Source organism: Stenotrophomonas acidaminiphila (assembly GCF_001431595.1).
Taxonomy (GTDB): domain Bacteria; phylum Pseudomonadota; class Gammaproteobacteria; order Xanthomonadales; family Xanthomonadaceae; genus Stenotrophomonas; species Stenotrophomonas acidaminiphila.
The window spans coordinates 275,637-300,333 of the sequence record NZ_LDJO01000026.1 but is presented as its reverse complement, the minus strand read 5'-3'; the positions used below and the strand labels follow the sequence as shown (position 1 = coordinate 300,333).

Sequence of the window (24,697 nt, the reverse complement as noted above, 5' to 3'; positions counted from 1 at the left end):
GGCGGTATGAGGCGGATGGTGTCCCGATTCGGGCGGTTGGCCCTGGTGCTGGCGGCGCTTGGCGTGGCGGGCGGCGCGGTTGCCGCGGGGAGCAGGGGGCTGTCCGATCCGGGCTACCGCTATTACGAAGTGGGCGACCTGGATGCCGCGCGCCCGGGCCAGACCCAGGCGGCGATGATGCTGATGGGGGGCGGTGACTGGGTTCCCGAAGCCTTCCAGTGGTGGGTCGAGCGCGCAGGCAACGGCCGCGTGGTGATCCTGCGCGCCTCCGGCGACGACAACCTGCAGAACGAGCTGTACTACGACATCGGCGGCGTCACCTCGGTGCAGACCCTGGTGTTCGACAACCGCAAGGCCGCCGATGACCCGGCCGTGCTGCGGGTGGTGCGCGGCGCCGATGCCATCTTCATCGCCGGTGGCGACCAGTCCCGCTACATCCGCTTCTGGAAGGGCACCGAACTCAACCAGGCCCTCAACGAACACGTCGCCGCGGGCAAGCCGATCGGCGGCACCAGTGCCGGTCTGGCGATCCTGGGAGGCTACAGCTACGGTGCGCTGGACGGCGGCAGCGTCAATTCGGCGGCCGCGCTGAGCGACCCGATGGGCAGCAAGGTCACGATGGACCAGGACTTCCTGACCATGCCCTATCTGTCCAACGTGGTCACCGACACCCATTTCGCCAAACGCGAGCGCCTGGGCAGGCTGATCGTGTTCGTCGCCCGCGCCGCCCAGGAGAAGGGGCAGGACGACATCGTCGGCATCGGCGTGGACGAGGACACCGCGCTGTGCGTCGAGGCCGACGGCCGCGGCCGCGTCTACTCGCTCGACGACGGCTATGCGTGGCTGGTGATGCCGCACCGCACCGCCGACCGCCTGAGCAGCGGCGAATCGCTGGAATTCAGCTCCATCCCGGTGACCGGGGTCGGTGCGGGCAGCCGCCTGCACCTGGACGGTTTCACGGTCGACAATCCGGCGTTCACCGCCGTGGCCAACGTGGTGGATGGCGAACTCGAGCTGCAGCCGGACTGATCCGGGCAGCTGCGTTGGCGGGTGGGTGCGGAAGGGGCTTCGGCCCCTTTCTGCTTTTCCGTGGCATCGACGGGTGGATCCGTGCCGACAGCGACTGTTCAGAGCAGTGAAGGCGTGCCTAGAATCGGGCACCTTTCCTGAGTGAAGAAACATGAAGCTGACTTCCGCGGTGTTGCTGGGCCTGGCGTCGTTGTCTTCCGTGGCGGCCGTGGCCGCGCCTGCCTCCCCCCTGCTGGTGATCCATGGCGGGGCCGGCGTGGAGCGCCAGGACCTCAATCCGGAAGAACTGCGCGCCGCGCGCGCCGCGCTTGAAGCGGCACTGCGCAAGGGCCACGAGGCGCTCGCTGCCGGCAAGCCGGCAATGGACGCGGTGACCGCTGCGATCACCGTGCTGGAAAACGACCCGACCTTCAACGCCGGGCGTGGCGCGGTGTTCACCCATGACGGCAAGAACGAGCTCGATGCCTCGCTGATGGATGGCGCCACGCTGCGTGCCGGCGCGGTGGCGGGCGTGCATACCATCAAGAACCCGATCCTGCTGGCACGGGCGGTGATGGAGCACTCTCCGCACGTGATGATGATCGGGCAGGGGGCGGAGATGTTCGCCGCCGAGCAGAAGATCGAGCAGGTGGATCCGTCGTATTTCCGCACCGAGAAGCGCTGGCAGCAGCTGCAGCGCGCGCTGAAGGAAGAGGCGGCCGGGCAGGCGCACGCCGACCTGGAGACCGCCAAGCACTTCGGTACCGTCGGCGCGGTGGCACTCGATGCGCAGGGCAAGCTGGCGGCGGGCACCTCCACCGGCGGCATGACCAACAAGCGCTACGGGCGGGTGGGCGATTCCCCGATCATCGGAGCCGGCACCTATGCCAGCGACAACTGCGCGGTGTCCGGTACCGGCTGGGGCGAGTTCTACATCCGCCTGGCCGCGGCCCATGAGATCTGCTCGCGCATGAAGTACCTCGGCGAGACCCCGGCGCAGGCCGGCGACGAGGTCATCGTCAAGCGCCTGCCGGCGATGGGTGGCGACGGCGGGGCCATCGTGCTGTCGGCCGACGGCAAGGCGGCGACGCCGTTCAACACCGAGGGCATGTACCGCGGCTGGATCGGCGCCGACGGCGTGCCGCACGTGGCGATTTTCGCCGACGAAAAGCTGAAGATGCCGGGCGAGTGAGCGGGTGCCGATGCCGGCAATGAAAATTTCGCGGAATGTGAAAATTTCTGTTGACAGCATCGCGTGCCATCACCAGAATAGCGGGCTCTCCCACCCCTGACCGGTTAGGCCAAGGTCATCAAAAAAGGGGTGGAGCGGAGGGATACCCAAGCGGCCAACGGGGGCAGACTGTAAATCTGCTGGCTTACGCCTTCGGTGGTTCGAATCCACCTCCCTCCACCAGTTTCATGTTGTGGCTGTTTTCCCGGTGCGGGAGTAGTTCAATGGTAGAACCTCAGCCTTCCAAGCTGATGGTGCGGGTTCGATTCCCGTCTCCCGCTCCATTGAACGAAATTGAAAACATGTCATAATGGAAAACTCGCTCACGTAGCTCAGTCGGTAGAGCACCTCCTTGGTAAGGAGGAGGTCGAAGGTTCGATTCCTTTCGTGAGCACCATCTTGCTCAAAGCGCCATAACCAACCAGTTACCGAGAAGAAGCAGCCATGTCCAAGGGTAAGTTCGAGCGTACCAAGCCGCACGTCAACGTCGGCACCATCGGCCACGTCGACCATGGCAAGACCACGCTGACCGCCGCGCTGACCAAGATCGGTGCCGAGCGTTTCGGTGGCGAGTTCAAGGACTACTCCTCGATCGACGCCGCGCCGGAAGAGAAGGCGCGTGGCATCACGATCTCGACCGCGCACGTCGAGTATGAATCCGCGACCCGCCACTACGCCCACGTTGACTGCCCGGGCCACGCCGACTACGTGAAGAACATGATCACGGGTGCGGCGCAGATGGACGGCGCGATCCTGGTGTGCTCGGCCGCTGACGGCCCGATGCCGCAGACCCGCGAGCACATCCTGCTGTCGCGCCAGGTTGGCGTGCCGTACATCGTCGTGTTCCTGAACAAGGCCGACATGGTGGACGACGCTGAGCTGCTCGAGCTGGTCGAGATGGAAGTGCGCGAGCTGCTGAGCAAGTACGACTTCCCGGGCGACGACACCCCGATCGTGCACGGTTCGGCCCGCCTGGCGCTGGAAGGCGACCAGAGCGAGATCGGCGTGCCGGCGATCCTGAAGCTGGTCGATGCGCTGGACAGCTGGATCCCGACCCCGGAGCGTGACGTCGACAAGCCGTTCCTGATGCCGGTGGAAGACGTGTTCTCGATCTCGGGCCGCGGCACCGTGGTGACCGGCCGTATCGAGCGCGGCGTGATCAAGGTGGGCGAGGAAATCGAAATCGTCGGCATCCGTCCGACCCAGAAGACCACCGTGACCGGCGTGGAAATGTTCCGCAAGCTGCTGGACCAGGGCCAGGCGGGCGACAACGCGGGCCTGCTGCTGCGCGGCACCAAGCGTGACGACGTGGAGCGCGGCCAGGTGCTGGCCAAGCCGGGTTCGATCACCCCGCACACCGAGTTCGAAGCCGAGGTGTACGTGCTGTCCAAGGACGAAGGTGGCCGTCACACCCCGTTCTTCAAGGGCTACCGTCCGCAGTTCTACTTCCGTACCACCGACATCACCGGCGCCGTGCAGCTGCCGGAAGGCGTCGAGATGGTGATGCCGGGCGACAACGTGAAGATGTCGGTCACGCTGATCAACCCGGTGGCGATGGACGAAGGCCTGCGCTTCGCGATCCGCGAAGGCGGCCGCACCGTCGGTGCCGGCGTCGTCGCCAAGATCACCAAGTAAGCCTGCAGTACCCGGCGGTAGTTGAGTCTGCCGCTGGTACGCGAATGGCGGGCCGGGAACCTCGGTCCGCCTTCGCCGTCTAAGGGACGTGAAACAAGCCAAGTCATACGCCAGTAGCTCAATTGGCAGAGCAGCGGTCTCCAAAACCGCAGGTTGGGGGTTCGAGTCCCTCCTGGCGTGCCACTTGCCACCTATCCAGTGACCTTGGTCGCGCCCGCAGCAAGAGTCGGATGAACAGCAAGATCGAGCATTCCAAGAGCGCCGCCTCCGGTGGCGATATGGTCAAGTACGTTGGCGCCGCCCTGCTGGTGCTGGCGGGCTTGTTCGTCTGGTTCTGGTTCTCCACTCCGGTGCGTGCGGCGCAGCTGGGGGCATGGTCGGGTCAGCTGCGTGCGCTGGCCGTTGTCGTCGGCCTGGCTGCCGGCGGCGCCTTGTTCATGTTCACCGCCAAGGGTCACCAGGTCCGCGAATTCCTTTCCGAATCCCGGTTCGAGCTGCGCAAGGTCGTATGGCCGACCCGCCAGGAAGCCATCCGCATGACCTGGGTGGTGATCGTGGTCGTGATCGTGCTGAGCCTGCTGCTGGGTGGCTTCGATTTCGTGATCCAGAAGCTGACCCAGTGGTTCCTGGGGCGTTGAGGAGATAACAGTGAAACGTTGGTACGTCGTCCACGCCTATTCGGGCTTCGAGAAGTCGGTTGCCCAGGCCCTGCGTGACCGCATCGCCCGCGAGGGCATGGAGGAGCGTTTCGGCGACGTCCTGGTTCCGACCGAGGAAGTGGTGGAGATGCGCTCCGGCCAGAAGCGCCGTTCCGAGCGCAAGTTCTTCCCGGGTTACGTGCTGGTCCAGATCGAGACTCACGAAGAAGCGGGCATCCCGCGCATCGACAACGAGAGCTGGCACCTGGTCAAGGAAACCCCGAAGGTGCTGGGTTTCATCGGCGGCACCGCCGATCGCCCGCTGCCGATCCGCGACGACGAGGCGGCCGCCATCCTGGATCGCGTCCAGGAAGGCGTCGAGAAGCCGCGTCCGAAGGTGCTGTTCGAGCCGGGCCAGATGGTTCGCGTCATCGACGGCCCGTTCAACGACTTCAACGGCGTGGTCGAGGAAGTCAACTACGAGAAGAGCCGCCTGCGCGTGTCGGTGCTGATCTTCGGTCGCGCCACCCCGGTCGAGCTCGAGTTCGGGCAGGTCGAGAAGGCGGTCTGACGTGCTGCCGCCAGCCTGTTCAGGTTGGCGGCGCAAAAACTGCTAGAATTGCCGGCTCCCTGAAAGGGGCTGAGACCAAAGGCCGCCGCGAGGTGGCCTTTGCCGCGATTCCAAGATTTCAAAACGCGATGCCGGGACGCGTGATTCCCGGTCCGATGGGGAGCCTGTTGTCGCAAGGCGCTAGCACCCGGAGAGCACTCAAATGGCAAAGAAAGTTGTCGGTTACATCAAGCTGCAGGTGAAGGCCGGTCAGGCCAACCCCTCGCCGCCGGTCGGTCCTGCGCTGGGTCAGCGCGGCCTGAACATCATGGAATTCTGCAAGGCGTTCAATGCCGCCACGCAGAAGCTGGAGCCGGGTATCCCGGTGCCGGTGATCATCACGGCCTATTCGGACCGTACCTTCACCTTCATCACCAAGAGCACCCCGGCCACCGTGCTGCTCAAGAAGGCGGCGGGCATCACCTCGGGCTCCAAGCGCCCGAACACCGACAAGGTGGGCAAGGTCACCCGCAAGCAGCTTGAAGAAATCTGCAAGGCGAAGGAGCCGGACCTGACGGCTGCCGACCTGGACGCCGCCGTGCGTACGATCGCGGGCTCGGCCCGTTCCATGGGCCTGGTGGTGGAGGGTTAATCAGATGGCACAGACCAAGCGTGAGAAGGCCATCAAGGCCGCCGTCGTCCCGGGCAAGAGCTACGCCTTCGAGGACGCGATCAATATCCTGAAGACCGCCACCAAGGCCAAGTTCGTCGAGTCGATCGACGTCGCCGTGCGCCTGGGCGTGGATGCGAAGAAGTCCGACCAGCAGGTGCGCGGTTCGACCGTGCTGCCGGCCGGTACCGGCAAGTCGGTGCGCGTCGCCGTGTTCGCTCCGGCCGGTGCCAAGGCTGACGAAGCCCTGGCCGCTGGCGCCGAAGCCGTCGGCATGGACGACCTGGCCGAGAAGATGCAGGCCGGCGACCTGAACTACGACGTCGTCATCGCGACCCCGGACGCCATGCGCGTCGTCGGCAAGCTGGGCACCGTGCTGGGCCCGCGCGGCCTGATGCCGAACCCGAAGGTCGGCACCGTTTCCCCGAACCCGGGTGAAGCCGTGAAGAACGCCAAGTCGGGCCAGGTCCGTTACCGCACCGACAAGGCCGGCATCATCCACTGCACCATCGGCAAGGCCAGCTTCGACAACGCCGCGCTGCAGTCGAACCTGCAGGCGCTGCTGCTGGACCTGATCAAGGCCAAGCCGGCCACCTCGAAGGGCACCTACCTGCAGAAGGTTTCGGTCAGCTCGACGATGGGCCCGGGCGTCACCGTCGACCAGTCGTCGCTGACCCTGAAGTAATCGTTTCAAGCGGATGCGGCACCCTGTGCCGCGTCCGTCATTTTGAAGGCGCCGAGCCGGTTCGTCCGGCCCGGTAGCCGTCAAAGACCGCAGGCGCGGTCAGCGCATACCGGCGACGGGCACGGAAGCTCGATCTGGCAAGGAGTCGCCGCCGGCATAGCGGGATCGCTTAATCGATTCCCCGGAATCACCCTGCGTAGATGGTGCCGCCCTTCTGGAGTTTTTCTGGTTCACGCAGGTCTGGGATTCCCCGGGCCAGCACACTCCAGGTCTGGAATGGCCACCACCGGAGCGTCACCCCGATGCTCCCGGCGTCCAGGATGGATGCCGCACAGGACCGCACACGGCAGGAGCCGTAAGCGGAGTTCAATTGGAGGAGTGCAATGGCTCTCAATCTGTCCCAGAAGCAAGAAGTAGTCGCCGAACTGGCAGACGTCGCCGCCAAGGCCCACTCCTTGATCGCAGCCGAATATGCTGGCACCACGGTCGCTCAGATGACCGCGATGCGCAAGCAGGCCCGCGAAACCGGCGTTTTCTTGAAGGTTGTCAAGAACACGCTGGCCGCGCGCGCCGTCGAAGGCACCGAATTCGCAGTCGCCAAGGACCAGATGGTCGGTCCGCTGCTGTATGCGTTTTCGCTCGAGGAGCCCGGCGCCGCCGGTCGCCTGATCAAGGATGCCGCCAAGGGCAACGACAAGCTGCAGGCGAAGATCGTGGCAGTGGGTGGCGAAGTCTACCCGCCGAGCCACGTCGATGTGCTGGCATCGCTGCCGACCCGTGATCAGGCCCTGGCCATGCTGGCCCGCGTCCTGACCGAGCCGGTCACCATGTTCGCGCGCGCCGTCAAGGCTGTTGGTGAGAAGCAGAACGGTGGTGCGGCTGTCGAAGCTGCCGAGCCGGCCGCTGAAACCGCCTGAGTTCGACGTTTCCGTGGTTCTGAATAGAACCTCAACCCAGAATATTTTCCAAAGGTAATCAAAATGTCCCTTACCAACGAACAGATCGTCGACGCCATCGCCGAGAAGTCCCTGATGGAAGTGATGGAGCTGGTCAAGGCCATCGAAGACAAGTTCGGCGTTTCCGCCGCTGCCCCGGTCATGGCCGTCGCCGCTGCCGGCCCGGCCGCTGCCGTGGAAGAGCAGACCGAGTTCAACGTCATCCTGAAGGATGCCGGCGCCAAGAAGGTCGAAGTGATCAAGGCCGTCCGCGCCATCACCGGCCTGGGCCTGAAGGAAGCGAAGGATCTGGCCGAGGCCGGTGGCGTCGTGAAGGAAGGCGCTTCGAAGGAAGACGCCGAGAAGTTCAAGAAGGAACTGGAAGCCGCCGGCGCCACCGTCGAGCTGAAGTAAGCAGTTCCCTTGCGTCGCCATCGATTCACGGCGATGCAGCCAGGGCTGGGGGCCTAAAGCCCCCGGCCTTTGGTCGTTGTAGAGCCCGGCGGTGCCCGGTGCGGTGAAAAGCCCAACACGGGCTGCGTTCCAAGCCAGGCCGGCCAGCGCATCGCGCGGCGGGCAGGGTGGCAGGCAGACGAGTTGGCAGTTGGAAGTAGCGGGAGAAGGCGTGCTGGTGCCGGCAATACCAGCGACTTCCAACTGACAATTTAAAAGTTCCCTTCCGGGTCGTGGACGCACGGCCCGCACAACAAGGTGGAAGATCCCATGACGTCCTATTCGTACACCGAAAAAAAGCGCATCCGCAAGGATTTCGGCAAGCAGCGCTCGATCCTCGAGGTGCCGTTCCTGCTGGCCATCCAGGTCGACTCCTACCGCGAGTTCCTGCAGGAGAACACTGACCCGGCCAAGCGCTCCGACCACGGCCTGCACGCCGCGCTGAAGTCGGTGTTCCCGATCTCCAGCTACAGCGGCAACGCCGCCCTGGAGTACGTGGGCTACAAGCTGGGCGAGCCGGTGTTCGACGAACGCGAGTGCCGCCAGCGCGGCATGAGCTACGGCGCGCCGCTGCGCGTGACCGTGCGCCTGGTCATCTACGACAAGGAATCGTCCACCAAGGCGATCAAGTACGTGAAGGAGCAGGAGGTCTACCTCGGCGAAATCCCGCTGATGACCGACAACGGCACCTTCATCGTCAACGGTACCGAGCGCGTCATCGTCTCGCAGCTGCACCGTTCGCCGGGCGTGTTCTTCGACCACGACCGCGGCAAGACGCACAGCTCGGGCAAGCTGCTGTACAGCGCCCGCATCATTCCTTACCGCGGCTCCTGGCTGGACTTCGAGTTCGACCCGAAGGACGCGCTGTTCACCCGTATCGACCGCCGCCGCAAGCTGCCGGTGTCGATCCTGCTGCGCGCGCTCGGCTACAACAACGAAGAAATGCTCAACGAGTTCTTCGACATCAACACCTTCCACATCCTGCCGGAAGGCGAGGGCGTGCAGCTGGAGCTGGTGGCCGAACGCCTGCGTGGCGAGACCCTGGGCTTCGACCTGGCCGATGGCGACAAGGTCATCGTGGAAGCCGGCAAGCGCATCACCGCGCGCCACGTCAAGCAGCTGCAGGCCTCGGGCATCGCCGCGCTGGCCGTGCCGGACGACTACCTGGTCGGCCGCATCCTGTCGCATGACGTGGTCGACGCCAACACCGGCGAACTGCTGGCCCAGGCCAACGACGAGATCACCGAAGAGCAGCTGCAGAACTTCCGCAAGGCCGGCGTGGACGCGGTCGGCACCCTGTGGGTGAACGACCTGGACCGTGGCCCGTACCTGTCCAACACCCTGCGCATCGACCCGACCAAGACCCAGCTCGAGGCCCTGGTCGAGATCTACCGCATGATGCGCCCGGGCGAGCCGCCGACCAAGGACGCCGCGCAGAACCTGTTCCACAACCTGTTCTTCACCTTCGAGCGCTACGACCTGTCCACGGTCGGCCGCATGAAGTTCAACCGCCGTGTCGGCCGCAAGGAAGTCACCGGCGAAGCCGTGCTGTACGACAGCAAGTACTTCGGCGAGCGCAACGACGAAGAGTCCAAGCGCCTGGTCTCCACCCACGGTGACGGTTCCGACATCCTGGACGTGATCAAGGTCCTGACCGAGATCCGCAACGGCCGTGGCGTGGTGGACGACATCGACCACCTGGGCAACCGCCGCGTGCGTTCGGTCGGCGAAATGGCCGAGAACGTGTTCCGCGTGGGCCTGGTCCGCGTCGAGCGCGCGGTCAAGGAGCGCCTGTCGATGGCCGAGTCCGAGGGCCTGACCCCGCAGGAGCTGATCAACGCCAAGCCGGTCGCCGCTGCCATCAAGGAATTCTTCGGTTCCTCGCAGCTGTCGCAGTTCATGGACCAGAACAACCCGCTGTCGGAAGTGACGCACAAGCGCCGCGTCTCGGCACTGGGCCCGGGCGGTCTGACCCGCGAGCGCGCCGGCTTCGAAGTGCGCGACGTGCACCCGACCCATTACGGCCGCGTCTGCACCATCGAAACCCCGGAAGGCCCGAACATCGGCCTGATCAACTCGCTGGCCGTGTTCGCCCGCACCAACCAGTACGGTTTCCTCGAGACCCCGTACCGCAAGGTCGTGGACGGCAAGGTCACCGACGACGTCGAGTACCTGTCGGCGATCGAGGAGAACGAGTACGTCATCGCCCAGGCCAACGCCCTGACCGACGCCAAGAACATGCTCACCGAGCAGTTCGTGCCGTGCCGCTACCAGGGTGAGTCGCTGCTGAAGCCGCCGGCGGAAGTGCACTTCATGGACGTCTCGCCGATGCAGACCGTGTCGGTCGCCGCGGCGCTGGTGCCGTTCCTGGAGCACGACGACGCCAACCGCGCACTGATGGGCGCGAACATGCAGCGCCAGGCCGTTCCGACCCTGCGTGCGCAGAAGCCGCTGGTGGGCACCGGCATCGAGCGCGCGGTGGCGCGTGACTCGGGCGTGACCGTGAACGCCCGTCGTGGCGGCGATATCGTGCAGATCGACGCCGGCCGCATCGTGGTCAAGGTCAACGAGAACGAGATCACCGACGCGTCCGACGCCGGCGTCGACATCTACAACCTGATCAAGTACACCCGCTCGAACCAGAACACCTGCATCAACCAGCGTCCGCTGGTGAAGGTGGGCGACGTGATCGCCCGCGGCGACGTGCTGGCCGACGGCCCGTCGACCGACATCGGCGAGCTGGCCCTGGGCCAGAACATGCTGATCGCGTTCATGCCGTGGAACGGCTACAACTTCGAAGACTCCATCCTGCTCTCCGAGCGCGTGGTGGAAGAGGATCGCTACACCACGATCCACATCGAAGAGCTGACCTGCGTCGCGCGCGACACCAAGTTGGGGCCGGAGGAAATCTCGGCCGACATCCCGAACGTCTCCGAGCAGGCGCTGAACCGCCTGGACGAGAGCGGCGTGGTGTACATCGGTGCGGAAGTCCGCGCCGGCGACATCCTGGTGGGCAAGGTCACGCCGAAGGGCGAGAGCCAGCTGACCCCGGAAGAGAAGCTGCTGCGCGCGATCTTCGGCGAGAAGGCTTCCGACGTTAAGGACAGCTCGCTGCGCGTGCCGCCGGGCATGGACGGCACCGTCATCGACGTGCAGGTCTTCACCCGCGACGGCATCGAGAAGGACAAGCGCGCGCGCCAGATCGAAGAGAACGAGATCAAGCGCGTCAAGAAGGACTTCGACGACCAGTTCCGCATCCTGGAAGCGGCGATCTACGCGCGCCTGCGCTCGCAGATCGTGGGCAAGGTGGCCAACGGCGGTGCCGGCCTGAAGAAGGGCGACACCATCACCGACGCCTTCCTGGATGGCCTGAAGAAGGCCGACTGGTTCACCCTGCGCATGAAGGACGAGGACGCTTCCGAGGCGATCGAGCGCGCCCAGAAGCAGATCCAGGCGCACGAGAAGGAGTTCGAGCGCCGCTTTGCCGACAAGCGCGGCAAGATCACCCAGGGCGACGATCTGGCCCCGGGCGTGCTGAAGATGGTCAAGGTGTTCCTGGCGGTGAAGCGCCGCATCCAGCCGGGCGACAAGATGGCTGGTCGCCACGGCAACAAGGGCGTGGTCTCCAACGTGGTGCCGGTCGAGGACATGCCGTACATGGCCGACGGTACCTCGGTGGACATCTGTCTGAACCCGCTGGGCGTGCCGTCGCGCATGAACATCGGCCAGATCCTCGAAGTGCACCTGGGCTGGGCCGCCAAGGGCCTGGGCCGGCGCATCCAGAAGATGCTGGAGCAGCAGCGTGCGGTGAACGAGCTGCGCGAGTTCCTCGGCAAGATCTACAACCACGACAGCAAGCTGGCCGGTGATCGCGTCGACCTGTCGCAGTTCAGCGACGAGGAGCTGGTGGCACTGGCCCGCAACCTGACCGACGGCGTGCCGATGGCCACCCCGGTGTTCGACGGTGCGCACGAGGACGAGATCCGCGAGATGCTGAACCTGGCATACCCGGACGGCGACAAGGACACCGAGCAGCTGGGCTTCAACGCCAGCAAGACGCAGATGCAGCTGTACGACGGCCGCACCGGCGAGGCGTTCGACCGCAAGACCACCGTCGGTTACATGCACTACCTGAAGCTGAACCACCTGGTCGACGACAAGATGCACGCCCGTTCGACCGGTCCGTACTCGCTCGTCACCCAGCAGCCGCTGGGCGGCAAGGCGCAGTTCGGCGGCCAGCGCTTCGGTGAGATGGAAGTCTGGGCGCTGGAAGCCTACGGCGCGGCCTACACCCTGCAGGAAATGCTGACGGTGAAGTCCGACGACGTGCAGGGCCGCAACCAGATGTACAAGAACATCGTCGACGGCGAGCACGAGATGGTCGCGGGCATGCCGGAATCCTTCAACGTGCTGGTGAAGGAAATCCGCTCCCTGGCCATCAACATGGAACTGGAAGACAACTGATCGAGCAGGCGCCGCCGCAGCGATGCGGCGGCGCCGCCGGCAGCCACCTGACAGCCCATCGACACAGCATTCCTCCTTTCGGAGAACACCATGAAAGACCTGCTCAATCTCTTCAACCAGCAGCGCCAGACGCTGGACTTCGACGCGATCAAGATCGGCCTGGCTTCGCCGGACCTGATCCGCTCCTGGTCCTTCGGCGAGGTGAAGAAGCCGGAAACCATCAATTACCGTACCTTCAAGCCGGAACGCGACGGCCTGTTCTGCGCCGCCATCTTCGGCCCGGTGAAGGACTACGAGTGCCTGTGCGGCAAGTACAAGCGCATGAAGCACCGCGGCGTCGTGTGCGAGAAGTGCGGCACCGAAGTGACCCTGGCCAAGGTGCGCCGCGAGCGCATGGGCCATATCGACCTGGCTTCGCCGGTCGCCCACATCTGGTTCCTCAAGTCGCTGCCGTCGCGCATCGGCCTGATGCTGGACATGACCCTGCGCGACATCGAGCGCGTGCTGTACTTCGAAGCGTACGTGGTGACCGAGCCGGGCCTGACCGCCCTGGAACGCCGCCAGCTGCTGACCGAAGAGCAGTACCTGCAGGCGCGCCAGGAGCACGGTGACGACTTCGACGCCGCCATGGGCGCCGAGGCCGTGTACGAACTGCTGCGCACCATCGACCTGCAGGCCGAGATGGTGAAGCTGAAGGAGGAGATCGCCTCCACCGGTTCGGAAACCAAGCTCAAGCGCCTGACCAAGCGCATCAAGCTGGTCGAGGCCTTCCTGGAGTCGGGCAACCGTCCGGAATGGATGGTCATGACCGTGCTGCCGGTGCTGCCGCCGGACCTGCGCCCGCTGGTTCCGCTGGACGGCGGCCGCTTCGCGACCTCCGACCTGAACGACCTGTACCGCCGCGTCATCAACCGCAACAACCGCCTGCGCCGCCTGCTGGAGCTCAACGCTCCGGACATCATCGTGCGCAACGAAAAGCGCATGCTGCAGGAATCGGTTGACGCCCTGTTGGACAACGGCCGCCGCGGCCGTGCCATCACCGGCACCAACAAGCGCCCGCTCAAGTCGCTGGCCGACATGATCAAGGGCAAGCAGGGTCGCTTCCGCCAGAACCTGCTGGGCAAGCGCGTCGACTACTCGGGCCGTTCGGTCATCACCGTGGGTCCGTACCTGAAGCTGCACCAGTGCGGCCTGCCGAAGAAGATGGCGCTGGAGCTGTTCAAGCCGTTCGTGTTCGCCAAGCTGCAGCGTCGCGGCCTGGCCACCACCATCAAGGCCGCCAAGAAGCTGGTCGAGCGCGAGGAAGGCGAGGTCTGGGACATCCTGGAAGAAGTCATCCGCGAGCATCCGGTGCTGCTGAACCGCGCGCCGACCCTGCACCGCCTCGGCATCCAGGCGTTCGAGCCGCTGCTGATCGAGGGCAAGGCCATCCAGCTGCACCCGCTGGTCTGCACCGCGTTCAACGCCGACTTCGACGGTGACCAGATGGCCGTGCACGTGCCGCTTTCGCTGGAAGCTCAGCTGGAAGCGCGTGCGCTGATGATGTCCACCAACAACATCCTGTCGCCGGCCAACGGCGAGCCGATCATCGTGCCGTCGCAGGACGTGGTGTTGGGCCTGTACTACCTCAGCCGCGCCCTGATCAACAAGAAGGGCGAGGGCATGGTGTTCGCCAACACCAACGAAGTGAAGCGCGCCTACGACAACCGCGTGGTCGAGCTGCACGCCAAGGTCAAGGTGCGCATCACCCAGGTCGAGCGCGACGAGCAGGGCAACAAGGTCAGCAAGACCTCGATCCAGGACACCACCGTCGGTCGTGCGCTGCTGAGCGAGATCATGCCCGAGGGCCTGCCGTTCGAGCTGTGCAACACCGAGATGACCAAGAAGAACATCTCGCGCCTGATCAACCAGAGCTACCGCCTGCTCGGCCTGAAGGACACCGTGGTGTTCGCCGACAAGCTGATGTACACCGGCTACGCCTACGCGACCCGCGCCGGCGTGTCGATCGGCATCGACGACATGCTCATCCCGGACGAGAAGAAGGGCATCCTGGGCGAAGCCGAGCAGGAAGTGCTGGAAATCCAGGAACAGTACCAGTCGGGCCTGGTCACCGCCGGCGAGCGCTACAACAAGGTGGTCGACATCTGGTCGCGTACCAACGAGCGCATCGCCAAGGCGATGATGGAAACCATCGGTACCGAGAAGGTCGAGGACGGCGAGGGCAAGCTGGTCGACCAGAAGTCGATGAACTCGCTGTACATCATGGCCGACTCCGGCGCCCGTGGTAGCCAGGCGCAGATCCGCCAGCTGGCCGGCATGCGTGGCCTGATGGCCCGCCCGGACGGCTCGATCATCGAGACGCCCATCAAGGCGAACTTCCGCGAAGGCCTGAACGTGCAGGAGTACTTCAACTCCACCCACGGTGCCCGTAAGGGTCTGGCCGATACCGCGCTGAAGACCGCCAACTCCGGTTACCTGACCCGTCGCCTGGTCGACGTGGCGCAGGACGTGGTGATCACCGAAGTCGACTGCGGCACCGTCGACGGCCTGACCATGACCCCGATCGTGGAAGGCGGCGACGTGGTCGAGCCGCTGAAGGACCGCGTGCTGGGCCGCGTCGTGGCCGAGGACGTGTTCCTGCCGGGCAACGACGAGGATCCGATCGTCACCCGCAACACGCTGCTCGACGAAGCCTGGGTGCAGAAGCTCGAGGATGCCGGCGTCCAGTCGATCAAGGTGCGCTCGACCATCACCTGCGAAAGCTCGTTCGGCGTGTGCTCGCGCTGCTACGGCCGCGACCTGGCCCGTGGCCACCTGGTCAACATCGGCGAAGCGGTCGGCGTCATCGCCGCGCAGTCGATCGGCGAGCCGGGTACCCAGCTGACCATGCGTACGTTCCACATCGGTGGCGCGGCGTCGCGTGCGGCGGCGGTGGACAACATCACGGTCAAGACCACCGGTTCGGTGAAGTTCAACAACCTCAAGCACGTCGACCATGCCAACGGTTCGCTGGTGGCGGTGTCGCGTTCGGGCGAAGTGTCGGTGCTCGACGCCCACGGCCGCGAGCGCGAGCGCTACAAGCTGCCGTACGGTGCCACCATCACGGTCAAGGACGGTGCCGAGATCAAGGCTGGCCAGACCGTGGCCAACTGGGATCCGCACAACCACCCGATCGTGTCGGAAGTGGCCGGCTTCATCCGCTTCATCGACTTCATCGACGGCGTCACCGTCATCGAGAAGACCGACGAGCTGACCGGCCTGGCCTCGCGCGAGATCACCGATCCCAAGCGCCGTGGTTCGCAGGCCAAGGATCTGCGTCCGCTGGTGCGCATCGTCGATGGCAAGGGCAACGACCTGACCATCCCGGGCACCGACCTGCCGGCGCAGTACCTGCTACCGCCGCGCTCGATCGTCAACCTGCAGGATGGCGCCCCGGTGGGCGTGGGCGACGTGGTCGCCAAGATCCCGCAGGAAGCGTCCAAGACCCGTGACATCACCGGTGGTCTGCCGCGCGTGGCCGACCTGTTCGAGGCGCGCAAGCCGAAGGATCCGGCGATCCTGGCCGAGCGTTCGGGCATCATCAGCTTCGGCAAGGACACCAAGGGCAAGCAGCGCCTGATCATCAAGGACACCGATGGTTCCGAGCACGAGGAGCTGATTCCGAAGTACCGCCAGATCATCGTGTTCGAAGGCGAGCACGTCAGCCGCGGTGAAACCATCGTGGACGGCGAGCCGAGCCCGCAGGACATCCTGCGCCTGAAGGGCGTGGAGGAACTGGCGCGCTACCTGGTCAAGGAAATCCAGGACGTGTACCGCCTGCAGGGCGTGAAGATCAACGACAAGCACATCGAGGTGATCTCGCGCCAGATGCTGCGCAAGGTCGAGATCGTCGACCAGGGCAGCAGCAAGTTCCTCAATGGCGAGCAGGCCGAGCGCCAGCGCGTGATCGAGGAAAATGCCAAGCTGGCGACCCGCAACGAACTGCCGGCGCGTTTCGAGCCGGTGCTGCTGGGCATCACCAAGGCCTCGCTGGCGACCGAGTCGTTCATCTCGGCCGCGTCGTTCCAGGAGACTACCCGCGTGCTGACCGAGGCGGCCGTGCGCGGCACCGCGGACAACCTGCGCGGCCTGAAGGAAAACGTCATCGTCGGCCGCCTGATTCCGGCGGGTACCGGCCTTGCGTACCACACCAAGCGCCGTCGCGGCGCCTCCGGCCTGACCGAGTCGGAGATCGAGACCCTGGCCGGTACGGCGGTGATCGAGTCGGAGGTTGCACCGGCTGAAGCTGAACAGGCTGCAGGCGGCGAGGAATGAGGTAGGTCCGGCCATTGGCCGGGCGCTTTGAAGAACTGCCGGCCAGGACCGGCCGGCAGTTCAACCTGAACGGGGTACATGGAGGCCCCCCTGTAACGGCCCGGGATCAGGGCTGGCCTGGAAGGAGCGCGTTTGACTGCGTTCTGGACGGGTTGCTACAATCGTCTGTCTCGGCAGGCCTGAATTTCGGGCCTGCTTTCCATTTTCCGCATCTGGCCGTTTTTGCGGCCCCAATCAGAAGAACCTACTGATGGCGACGATCAACCAGCTGGTCCGCAAGCCGCGGCAAGCGACCACCTACAAGAGTGCCTCGCCGGCGCTCGACAAGTGCCCGCAGCGCCGTGGCGTCTGCACCCGTGTCTACACCACCACCCCGAAGAAGCCGAACTCGGCTCTGCGCAAGGTTGCCAAGGTCCGCCTGACCAACCAGGAAGAGGTGATTTCCTACATCGGTGGTGAAGGCCACAACCTGCAGGAGCACTCCGTGGTCCTGATCCGCGGCGGTCGCGTCAAGGACCTGCCGGGTGTGCGTTACCACACCGTTCGTGGCTCGCTCGACGCCGCCGGCGTCGCCAAGCGTCGCCAGGCCCGTTCCAAGTACGGCGCCAAGCGTCCGAAGGCCTAAGGAGAGAGCACTATGTCGCGTAAGGGTAATACTCCGCAGCGTTCCGTCCTGCCCGATCCGAAGCACGGAAGCGAAACCATCGCCCGCTTCATCAACATGGTCATGCAGAGCGGCAAGAAGTCGGTCGCCGAGAAGATCGTGTACGGCGCCATGGACGTGATCGGCGAAAAGAATCCGAATGCCGTCGAGCTGGTGCAGAAGGCACTGGACAACGTGGCTCCGGCCGTCGAAGTGAAGTCCCGCCGCGTCGGCGGCGCCACCTACCAGGTGCCGGTCGAAGTGCGCGCCTCGCGCAAGATGGCCCTGGCGATGCGCTGGCTGATCGAGTCGGCCCGCAAGCGTGGCGAGAACTCGATGCCGCGCAAGCTGGCTGCCGAGCTGCTGGACGCCTCGGAAAACCGTGGCGGCGCCATCAAGAAGCGTGAAGAAACCCACCGCATGGCGGAAGCGAACAAGGCGTTCGCGCACTACCGCTGGTGAGTTTGACGGCCTTGTGAACACAGGCCGGTGACACCATCTGGGTGTCACCTCGCGGTGACAGAATCGCCGCGTCAACCCGAAGGCCGCCGAAAGGCGGCGTTCGGCCATTCCGAAATCCGAAAAATCTGAGAGGCTCCCCGTGGCCCGCACCACTCCCATCGAGCGTTACCGCAACTTCGGCATCATGGCCCACATCGATGCCGGCAAGACCACCACGTCCGAGCGCATCCTGTTCTACACCGGCAAGAGCCACAAGCTGGGTGAGGTGCACGATGGCGCCGCCACCATGGACTGGATGGAGCAGGAGCAGGAGCGTGGCATCACGATCCAGTCCGCTGCCACCACCGCGTTCTGGAAGGGCATGGACAAGTCCATGCCGGAGCACCGCTTCAACATCATCGATACCCCCGGGCACGTCGACTTCACCATCGAAGTCGAGCGTTCGCTGCGCGTGCTCGACGGCGCGGTGTTCGTGCTGTGCGCCGTCGGTGGCGTGCAGCCGCAGTCCGAGACCGTGTGGCGCCAGGCCAACAAGTACCACGTGCCGCGCATCGCGTTCGTCAACAAGATGGACCGCACCGGCGCCAACTTCTTCAAGGTCCGTGACCAGCTGAAGGCCCGCCTGGGCGCGGTGCCGGTGCCGATGCAGATCCCGGTGGGTGCCGAGGACAACTTCCAAGGCGTGGTCGACCTGGTGAAGATGAAGGCCATCGCGTGGGACGAGAAGTCCCAGGGCATGAGCTTCGAGTACCGCGACATCCCGGCCGAGCTGCAGGCCCAGGCCGAGGAAGCGCGCGCGTTCATGGTCGAGTCGGCCGCCGAAGCCAGCGAAGAGCTGATGGAGAAGTACCTGGGCGGCGAAGAGCTGACCGAGGACGAGATCTACAACGCCCTGCGTATCCGTACGCTGGCGACCGAGATCGTGCCGATGTTCTGCGGCTCGGCGTTCAAGAACAAGGGCGTGCAGGCCATGCTCGACGGCGTCATCAAGCTGCTGCCGTCGCCGGTCGACGTGCCGTCGGTCAAGGGCACCGACATCGACGACGAGACCAAGGAAATGTCGCGCGAATCCAGCGACAAGGCCCCGTTCTCGGCGCTGGCGTTCAAGATCATGACCGACCCGTTCGTCGGTTCGCTGACCTTCTTCCGCGTCTACTCGGGCGTGCTGAACGCCGGCGACCAGGTGCTGAACTCGGTGCGCAACAAGAAGGAGCGCATCGGCCGCGTGCTGCAGATGCACTCCAACAACCGCGAAGAGATCAAGGAAGTGCTGGCCGGCGACATCGCCGCGGCGGTGGGCCTGAAGGACGTCACCACCGGTGACACCCTGTGCGCCATCGACGCCCCGATCGTCCTGGAGCGCATGGCGTTCCCGGAGCCGGTGATCTCCATGGCGGTCGAGCCGAAGACCAAGTCCGACCAGGAAAAGATGGGCATGGCCCTGGGCCGTCTGGCGCAGGAAGACCCGTCGTTCCGCGTCAAGACCGACGAAGAGTCGGGCCAGACGATCATCTCGGGCATGGGCGAGCTGCACCTGGACATCATCGTCGACCGCCTGAAGCGCGAGTTCAACGTCGAAGCCAACGTCGGCAAGCCGCAGGTCGCGTACCGCGAAACCATCCAGGCCGCGGACGTGAAGTCGGACTACAAGCACGCCAAGCAGTCCGGTGGTAAGGGCCAGTACGGTCACGTCGTGATCGAAATGTCCCCGATCACCGCCGCCGACCGCGAGAAGCACGGCGCCGACATCAAGGACGACTTCCTGTTCCTGAACGAGATCACCGGTGGCGTGATTCCGAAGGAATTCATCCCGTCGGTCGAAAAGGGCCTGCGCGAGACCATCACCAGCGGCCCGCTGGCCGGCTTCCCGGTGGTGGACGTGAAGGTCAAGCTGGTGTTCGGTTCGTACCACGACGTCGACTCCTCGGAAATGGCGTTCAAGCTGGCTGCCTCGATGGCGTTCAAGCAGGGCTTCGCCAAGGCCAAGCCGGTGCTGCTGGAGCCGATCATGAAGGTCGAGATCGTGACCCCGGAGGACTACCAGGGCGACGTGATGGGCGACGTGAGCCGTCGCCGCGGCGTGCTGCAGGGTTCGGACACCAGCGTTTCGGGCGTTGTCATCAATGCGATGATCCCGCTGGGCGAAATGTTCGGTTACGCCACCCAGCTGCGCTCGATGACCCAGGGTCGCGCCACGTTCTCGATGGAGTTCGACCACTACGAGCCGGCGCCGAACAACATCGCCGAAACCGTCATCAAGAAGGCCTGAGCCCGCGGGGCTCAGGTTCTCCACACAACTTTCAGCTAATCAAGGAATATCAAAATGTCCAAGGGTAAGTTCGAGCGTACCAAGCCGCACGTCAACGTCGGCACCATCGGCCACGTCGACCATGGCAAGACCACGCTGACCGCCGCGCTGACCAAGATCGGTGCCGAGCGTTTCGGTGGCGAGTTCAAGGACTACTCCTCGATCGACGCCGCGCCGGAAGAGAAGGCGCGTGGCATCACGATCTCGACCGCGCACGTCGAGTATGAATCCGCGACCCGCCACTACGCCCACGTGGACTGCCCGGGCCACGCCGACTACGTGAAGAACATGATCACCGGTGCGGCGCAGATGGACGGCGCGATCCTGGTGTGCTCGGCCGCTGACGGCCCGATGCCGCAGACCCGCGAGCACATCCTGCTGTCGCGCCAGGTTGGCGTGCCGTACATCGTCGTGTTCCTGAACAAGGCCGACATGGTGGACGACGCCGAGCTGCTGGAACTGGTCGAGATGGAAGTGCGCGAGCTGCTGAGCAAGTACGACTTCCCGGGCGATGACACCCCGATCGTGCACGGTTCGGCCCGCCTGGCGCTGGAAGGCGACCAGAGCGACATCGGCGTGCCGGCGATCCTGAAGCTGGTCGATGCCCTGGACAGCTGGATCCCGACCCCGGAGCGCGACATCGACAAGCCGTTCCTGATGCCGGTGGAAGACGTGTTCTCGATCTCGGGCCGCGGCACCGTGGTGACCGGCCGTATCGAGCGCGGCATCATCAAGGTGGGTGACGAAATCGAAATCGTCGGCATCCGTCCGACCCAGAAGACCACCGTGACCGGCGTGGAAATGTTCCGCAAGCTGCTGGACCAGGGCCAGGCGGGCGACAACGCGGGCCTTCTGCTGCGCGGCACCAAGCGTGACGACGTGGAGCGCGGCCAGGTGCTGGCCAAGCCGGGTTCGATCACCCCGCACACCGAGTTCGAAGCCGAGGTGTACGTGCTGTCCAAGGACGAAGGTGGCCGTCACACCCCGTTCTTCAAGGGCTACCGTCCGCAGTTCTACTTCCGTACCACCGACATCACCGGCGCCGTGCAGCTGCCGGAAGGCGTCGAGATGGTGATGCCGGGCGACAACGTGAAGATGTCGGTCACGCTGATCAACCCGGTGGCGATGGACGAAGGCCTGCGCTTCGCCATCCGCGAGGGCGGCCGCACCGTCGGCGCCGGCGTCGTCGCCAAGATCACCAAGTAATCGCGTTTTCCCCGTTCGCGGGGAGCGTCGGACAAGGGCGGCCTCCGGGCCGCCCTTTTTCGTTGTCGCCGCCGGATGCCGGCGGTCTTGCCGGAGCGGGCGCATGGCAGTGCCGGCAGGCGCCCCTGCCGCATGCCCGGGCCGTGGCATCCGCAGCCAAGTCCGCGTCCTGGTGGCTGGCTGGGTTGGCGCATGCGCGGGCGGGCGCGGGGTGCATGGCAGGTGTCGGGCCGTGCCCCGGCGGCGACATCGGCTGCCGCGCCTTGCCCTCGCCGATGGCGGAAAACGCCTGCTTCCCTGCTCTTGTATCCATGGGGTGCGCACGGCACGCCGGAATCCGGTACGGCCGGCATGACCTTCGCTACGTGAATCCGGCGATGGATGCACCTAAGGTGCCGCATGTGGCGGCGTCGGCCGCCGGCAGGACAGACGCGAGGAGAAGACGGATGTTGCGAGCAGTGGGACAGGGGCGGCGCCGGGCGCTTGCAGTGGCGCTGGCGGCGTTCGCGGCGGTGGCGCAGGCGGCGGCGCCGGCACCGAAGGAACACTTCGGCTTCACCATCGGCGACGACTACATGCTCGCCAACTACACCCAGACCGAAGCCTATTTCCGGAAGGTCGCGGCCACGTCGGACCGCTTCCGGCTGGTGGAGCTGGGCAGGACTTCGGAAGGGCGCCCACAGCTGATGCTGATTGCTTCCGCGCCGGCCAACCTGGCGCGCCTCGACGAGTACCGCGCCATCTCCGAGCGGCTGGCGCGGGCACGCGACGACGCCGCGGTCGCGCGCGGGCTGGCGGAGCAGGGCAAGGCGGTGGTGTGGATCGACGGTGGCCTGCATGCCAACGAAACGGTCGGCGCGCACCAGCTGATCGAGACCGTGTGGCAGCTGGCCAGCCGCGACGACGCCGAGACCCGCCGCATCCTCGACGACACCATCATCCTGCTGGTCCATGCCAACCCGGACGGGCAGGAGCTGTACTCGGACTGGTACATGCGCGAGCCGGTGCCGGCCAGGCGCATGCTCGACAAGCCGCCGCGCCTCTACCAGAAGTACGCCGGGCACGACAACAACCGTGATTTCTACATGGCCGCGCTGCAGGAAACGCGCAACCTCAACCTGGCCATGTATACGCGCTGGTACCCGCAGATCGTCTACAACCACCACCAGACCTCGCCCAAGGGCACGGTCATCGTCATCCCGCCGTATCGCGATCCCTACAACTACAACATCGACGCGATGATCCCGGTCGGGCTGGAGGCGCTGGGGTCGGCCATGAACCTGCGTTACCTGCAGGAAGGCAAGCCCGGTGCGGTATCCAAGGGCGGCAGCGTGTATTCCACCTGGTGGAATGGCGGCCTGCGCACCATGCCGTACTTCCACAACATGCTCGGCGTGCTGACCGAGATCACCGGCAACCCGACGCCGATGCAGATCCCGTTCCTGCCGGAGCGGCAACTGCCTGACAGCAACCTGCCGGCGCCGGTGCCGGCACAGACCTGGCATTTCCGCCAGTCCATCGACTACAGCCTGACCGCCAACTGGGCGTTGCTGGACTATGCCTCGCGCAATCGCGAGCAACTGCTGTGGAACATCTACCGCATGGGCCGCAATTCCATCGAGCGCGGCAGCCGCGATACCTGGACCCCGCGCCCGAGCGCGTTGGCTAGGGCCCGCACGGCCGCCGGCAAGGACGGCAAGCCCGCCGCGGAGCTCGATGCGGGCCAGGTGCAGGCGCTGCTGCGCAGCCCGGACCAGCGTGACCCGCGCGGCTACATAATTCCGGCCGACCAGGCGGACTTCCCGACCGCGACGGCCTTCGTCAATGCGCTGCAGCTGGCGGGCGTCGAGGTATCACGCGCCAGCCGGCCGTTCGTGGTGGCCGGTCGCAGGTACCCGGCCGGCTCGTTCGTGGTCCGGGCCGACCAGGCCTTCCGGCCGCACGTGCTGGACATGTTCGAGCCGCAGGACCATCCACATGATTTCGAGTACGAGGGCGGTCCGCCGATCGCGCCCTACGACTCGGCCGGCTGGACGCTGGCCTTCCAGATGGGCGTGGCCTTCGACCGCGTGCTGGAGGGCTTCGACGGCCCGTTCGAGGCGCTGCCGGCCGGGCAGCTGCAGGTGCCGGCCGATGTGCCGGTGCCGGGTTCGGCCAATGGCTACCTGCTCGATGCGCGTGCCAACAACAGCGTGATCGCGGTCAATCGCCTGCTGAAGGCGGGCGTGCCGGTGCGGCGCCTGCAGGACCGCGATGGCGCCTTCTTCGTGCCGGCGGCCGCACCCGAAGCGCTGGCCACCGCCCTGCGCGGGACCGGCGTGCGGGCGCTTGCCGCCGACCGGCGCGTCACTGGCGGGGTACCGGTGAAGGCGCCGCGGATCGCGCTGTGGGACCACTACGGCGGCTCCATGGTGTCCGGTTGGACCCGGCTGGTCCTGGACAGCTTCGGCTTCGATTACGAGGTGGTGTATCCGCGGCAGATCCTCGATGACGACCTGCGCAGCCGGTTCGATGTGCTGATCCTGCCCAGCGGCGCGCTGCCGCTGCCGGCGGAGCTGGCGGTCGAGGGCAAGGCCGGACGCGTACCGGCCTCGCCGGATCCGGCCACCATTCCGGCCGAGTTCCACCCGCTGCTCGGCGAACTGCAGGGCGAGGCCGCGGTCGCCGCACTGCGCCGTTTCCTGCAGGCCGGTGGCCATGTCGTGGCAACCGGCTCGTCCAGTGGACTGGCGCTGCAGTTGGGTCTGCCGCTGCGCAGTCATCTGCAGTCGACCGGTGCCGACGGCCAGCCGCGTGCGCTGAGCCAGCGCGAGTACTACATCCCCGGCAGCGTGCTGCAGGTCGCGGTGGACAAGTCGCGGCCGCTTGCCTGGGGGCTGCCGCAGCGGCTGGATGTGTACTTCTCCGACGGCCGCTGGGACAATGCGCCGGTGTTCGACCTGCCGGCCGGCCGCACCGACATCCGCCCGCTGTTGCGCTTCGATACGGCCACCCCGCTGCGCAGCGGCTGGGCCTGGGGCCAGGAATACCTGCAGGGCGGGGTGCTGGCCGCCGAGGCTGATGTCGGCGCCGGGCGCCTGACCTTCTTCGGCACCGACATCACCTTCCGTGCGCAGGCCCACGGCTCGTTCAAGCTGCTGTTCAACAGCCTGCTGCAGGCCGGGGCCGACCCGGAATGAGGCGCCGGGGCCGGCATGGCCCCCGGCGCCGCCGGCCAAGCATGGCCGGCAGCTGAAGCGCAAGAGGCAGGCGGTGCCCGGGACTTGCAAAGCCCCGGGAATGCTGACAGAATGCACGACCACTCGCGGGACTCATGCTTGCATGGGCTCCGCAACCAGCGAAATGAAGGGCAGGACGCGCTTCGTATTCGCCAGACTAAGGACAGGTCGCGTGGGTCGCTCCAGGGCATCGGGGCGCTTTCTGCGCGTTTGTTTGTGTCTGGGGCGGGCCGGGTAACCGGGCCGCCTTGCTGTTTTGAAGGGATTCGCGCGGCGG

16 protein-coding genes and 4 tRNA genes are annotated in these 24,697 nt (G+C 65.7%); all 20 read left to right on the top strand.

Going from position 1 to position 24,697, the window contains the following annotated elements; all coding sequences use genetic code 11:
* The first annotated feature begins 15 nt into the window (after window positions 1-15).
* The 20 genes from ABB33_RS09730 to ABB33_RS09635 all read left to right on the top strand — a co-directional run bounded on the left by ABB33_RS09730 (window position 16) and on the right by ABB33_RS09635 (window position 24,381).
* A complete protein-coding gene (locus ABB33_RS09730; protein WP_182212525.1) occupies window positions 16-1,029 on the top strand; it encodes a cyanophycinase in 1,014 nt (337 codons plus the stop codon).
* A 151-nt stretch (window positions 1,030-1,180) separates the two neighbouring features.
* The gene (locus tag ABB33_RS09725; RefSeq protein WP_056931951.1) at window positions 1,181-2,200 is read left to right on the top strand and encodes an isoaspartyl peptidase/L-asparaginase family protein; all 1,020 of its coding nucleotides are present in this window, start codon (window positions 1,181-1,183) and stop codon (window positions 2,198-2,200) included.
* Window positions 2,201-2,336: 136 nt separating this feature from the next.
* Window positions 2,337-2,422 (top strand) — tRNA-Tyr (locus ABB33_RS09720).
* 27 nt (window positions 2,423-2,449) lie between these two features.
* Window positions 2,450-2,523: transfer RNA gene (locus ABB33_RS09715), tRNA-Gly, on the top strand.
* 37 nt (window positions 2,524-2,560) lie between these two features.
* A tRNA-Thr gene (locus ABB33_RS09710) sits at window positions 2,561-2,636 on the top strand.
* Between the two features lie 47 nt (window positions 2,637-2,683).
* Window positions 2,684-3,874 (top strand): elongation factor Tu, encoded by a 1,191-nt coding sequence (tuf, locus tag ABB33_RS09705; protein WP_054663274.1) that lies wholly within the window; start codon window positions 2,684-2,686, stop codon window positions 3,872-3,874.
* Between the two features lie 107 nt (window positions 3,875-3,981).
* Window positions 3,982-4,057, top strand: a tRNA-Trp gene (locus tag ABB33_RS09700).
* A 47-nt stretch (window positions 4,058-4,104) separates the two neighbouring features.
* Window positions 4,105-4,512, top strand: coding sequence for a preprotein translocase subunit SecE (gene secE / locus ABB33_RS09695; protein WP_054663276.1), 408 nt, complete (start codon window positions 4,105-4,107; stop codon window positions 4,510-4,512).
* Window positions 4,513-4,522: 10 nt separating this feature from the next.
* Entirely contained in the window at window positions 4,523-5,083 is a 561-nt protein-coding gene (gene nusG / locus ABB33_RS09690; protein WP_056931950.1) for a transcription termination/antitermination protein NusG, read from the top strand.
* Between the two features lie 202 nt (window positions 5,084-5,285).
* A complete protein-coding gene (rplK, locus tag ABB33_RS09685; RefSeq protein WP_054663281.1) occupies window positions 5,286-5,714 on the top strand; it encodes a 50S ribosomal protein L11 in 429 nt (142 codons plus the stop codon).
* Between the two features lie 4 nt (window positions 5,715-5,718).
* A complete protein-coding gene (gene rplA / locus ABB33_RS09680) occupies window positions 5,719-6,417 on the top strand; it encodes a 50S ribosomal protein L1 (RefSeq protein ID WP_054663283.1) in 699 nt (232 codons plus the stop codon).
* Window positions 6,418-6,800: 383 nt separating this feature from the next.
* Window positions 6,801-7,334, top strand: a complete 534-nt coding sequence (gene rplJ / locus ABB33_RS09675; RefSeq protein WP_054663285.1) for a 50S ribosomal protein L10 — start codon at window positions 6,801-6,803, stop codon at window positions 7,332-7,334.
* A 63-nt stretch (window positions 7,335-7,397) separates the two neighbouring features.
* A complete protein-coding gene (rplL, locus tag ABB33_RS09670; protein ID WP_054663288.1) occupies window positions 7,398-7,766 on the top strand; it encodes a 50S ribosomal protein L7/L12 in 369 nt (122 codons plus the stop codon).
* Window positions 7,767-8,075: 309 nt separating this feature from the next.
* Window positions 8,076-12,269, top strand: coding sequence for a DNA-directed RNA polymerase subunit beta (gene rpoB / locus ABB33_RS09665; RefSeq protein WP_056932020.1), 4,194 nt, complete (start codon window positions 8,076-8,078; stop codon window positions 12,267-12,269).
* A gap of 90 nt (window positions 12,270-12,359) precedes the next feature.
* A complete protein-coding gene (gene rpoC, locus ABB33_RS09660) occupies window positions 12,360-16,583 on the top strand; it encodes a DNA-directed RNA polymerase subunit beta' (RefSeq protein ID WP_054663294.1) in 4,224 nt (1,407 codons plus the stop codon).
* Between the two features lie 250 nt (window positions 16,584-16,833).
* A complete protein-coding gene (rpsL, locus tag ABB33_RS09655; protein ID WP_004145320.1) occupies window positions 16,834-17,208 on the top strand; it encodes a 30S ribosomal protein S12 in 375 nt (124 codons plus the stop codon).
* A 12-nt stretch (window positions 17,209-17,220) separates the two neighbouring features.
* Entirely contained in the window at window positions 17,221-17,688 is a 468-nt protein-coding gene (gene rpsG, locus ABB33_RS09650) for a 30S ribosomal protein S7 (protein WP_054663297.1), read from the top strand.
* 139 nt (window positions 17,689-17,827) lie between these two features.
* Window positions 17,828-19,957, top strand: coding sequence for an elongation factor G (fusA, locus tag ABB33_RS09645; RefSeq protein WP_056931949.1), 2,130 nt, complete (start codon window positions 17,828-17,830; stop codon window positions 19,955-19,957).
* Between the two features lie 54 nt (window positions 19,958-20,011).
* A complete protein-coding gene (tuf, locus tag ABB33_RS09640) occupies window positions 20,012-21,202 on the top strand; it encodes an elongation factor Tu (RefSeq protein ID WP_056931948.1) in 1,191 nt (396 codons plus the stop codon).
* Between the two features lie 446 nt (window positions 21,203-21,648).
* Window positions 21,649-24,381, top strand: a complete 2,733-nt coding sequence (locus tag ABB33_RS09635; protein ID WP_056931947.1) for a M14 family metallopeptidase — start codon at window positions 21,649-21,651, stop codon at window positions 24,379-24,381.
* Window positions 24,382-24,697: the final 316 nt, after the last annotated feature.

Coding starts and splice junctions, on each gene's coding strand:
- ABB33_RS09730 (WP_182212525.1), top strand. CDS start 16: ATGGTGTCCCGATTCGGGCGGTTGGCCCTGGTGCTGGCGGCGCTTGGC.
- ABB33_RS09725 (WP_056931951.1), top strand. CDS start 1,181: ATGAAGCTGACTTCCGCGGTGTTGCTGGGCCTGGCGTCGTTGTCTTCC.
- tuf (WP_054663274.1), top strand. CDS start 2,684: ATGTCCAAGGGTAAGTTCGAGCGTACCAAGCCGCACGTCAACGTCGGC.
- secE (WP_054663276.1), top strand. CDS start 4,105: ATGAACAGCAAGATCGAGCATTCCAAGAGCGCCGCCTCCGGTGGCGAT.
- rplK (WP_054663281.1), top strand. CDS start 5,286: ATGGCAAAGAAAGTTGTCGGTTACATCAAGCTGCAGGTGAAGGCCGGT.
- rplA (WP_054663283.1), top strand. CDS start 5,719: ATGGCACAGACCAAGCGTGAGAAGGCCATCAAGGCCGCCGTCGTCCCG.
- rplJ (WP_054663285.1), top strand. CDS start 6,801: ATGGCTCTCAATCTGTCCCAGAAGCAAGAAGTAGTCGCCGAACTGGCA.
- rplL (WP_054663288.1), top strand. CDS start 7,398: ATGTCCCTTACCAACGAACAGATCGTCGACGCCATCGCCGAGAAGTCC.
- rpoB (WP_056932020.1), top strand. CDS start 8,076: ATGACGTCCTATTCGTACACCGAAAAAAAGCGCATCCGCAAGGATTTC.
- rpoC (WP_054663294.1), top strand. CDS start 12,360: ATGAAAGACCTGCTCAATCTCTTCAACCAGCAGCGCCAGACGCTGGAC.
- rpsL (WP_004145320.1), top strand. CDS start 16,834: ATGGCGACGATCAACCAGCTGGTCCGCAAGCCGCGGCAAGCGACCACC.
- rpsG (WP_054663297.1), top strand. CDS start 17,221: ATGTCGCGTAAGGGTAATACTCCGCAGCGTTCCGTCCTGCCCGATCCG.
- tuf (WP_056931948.1), top strand. CDS start 20,012: ATGTCCAAGGGTAAGTTCGAGCGTACCAAGCCGCACGTCAACGTCGGC.
- ABB33_RS09635 (WP_056931947.1), top strand. CDS start 21,649: ATGTTGCGAGCAGTGGGACAGGGGCGGCGCCGGGCGCTTGCAGTGGCG.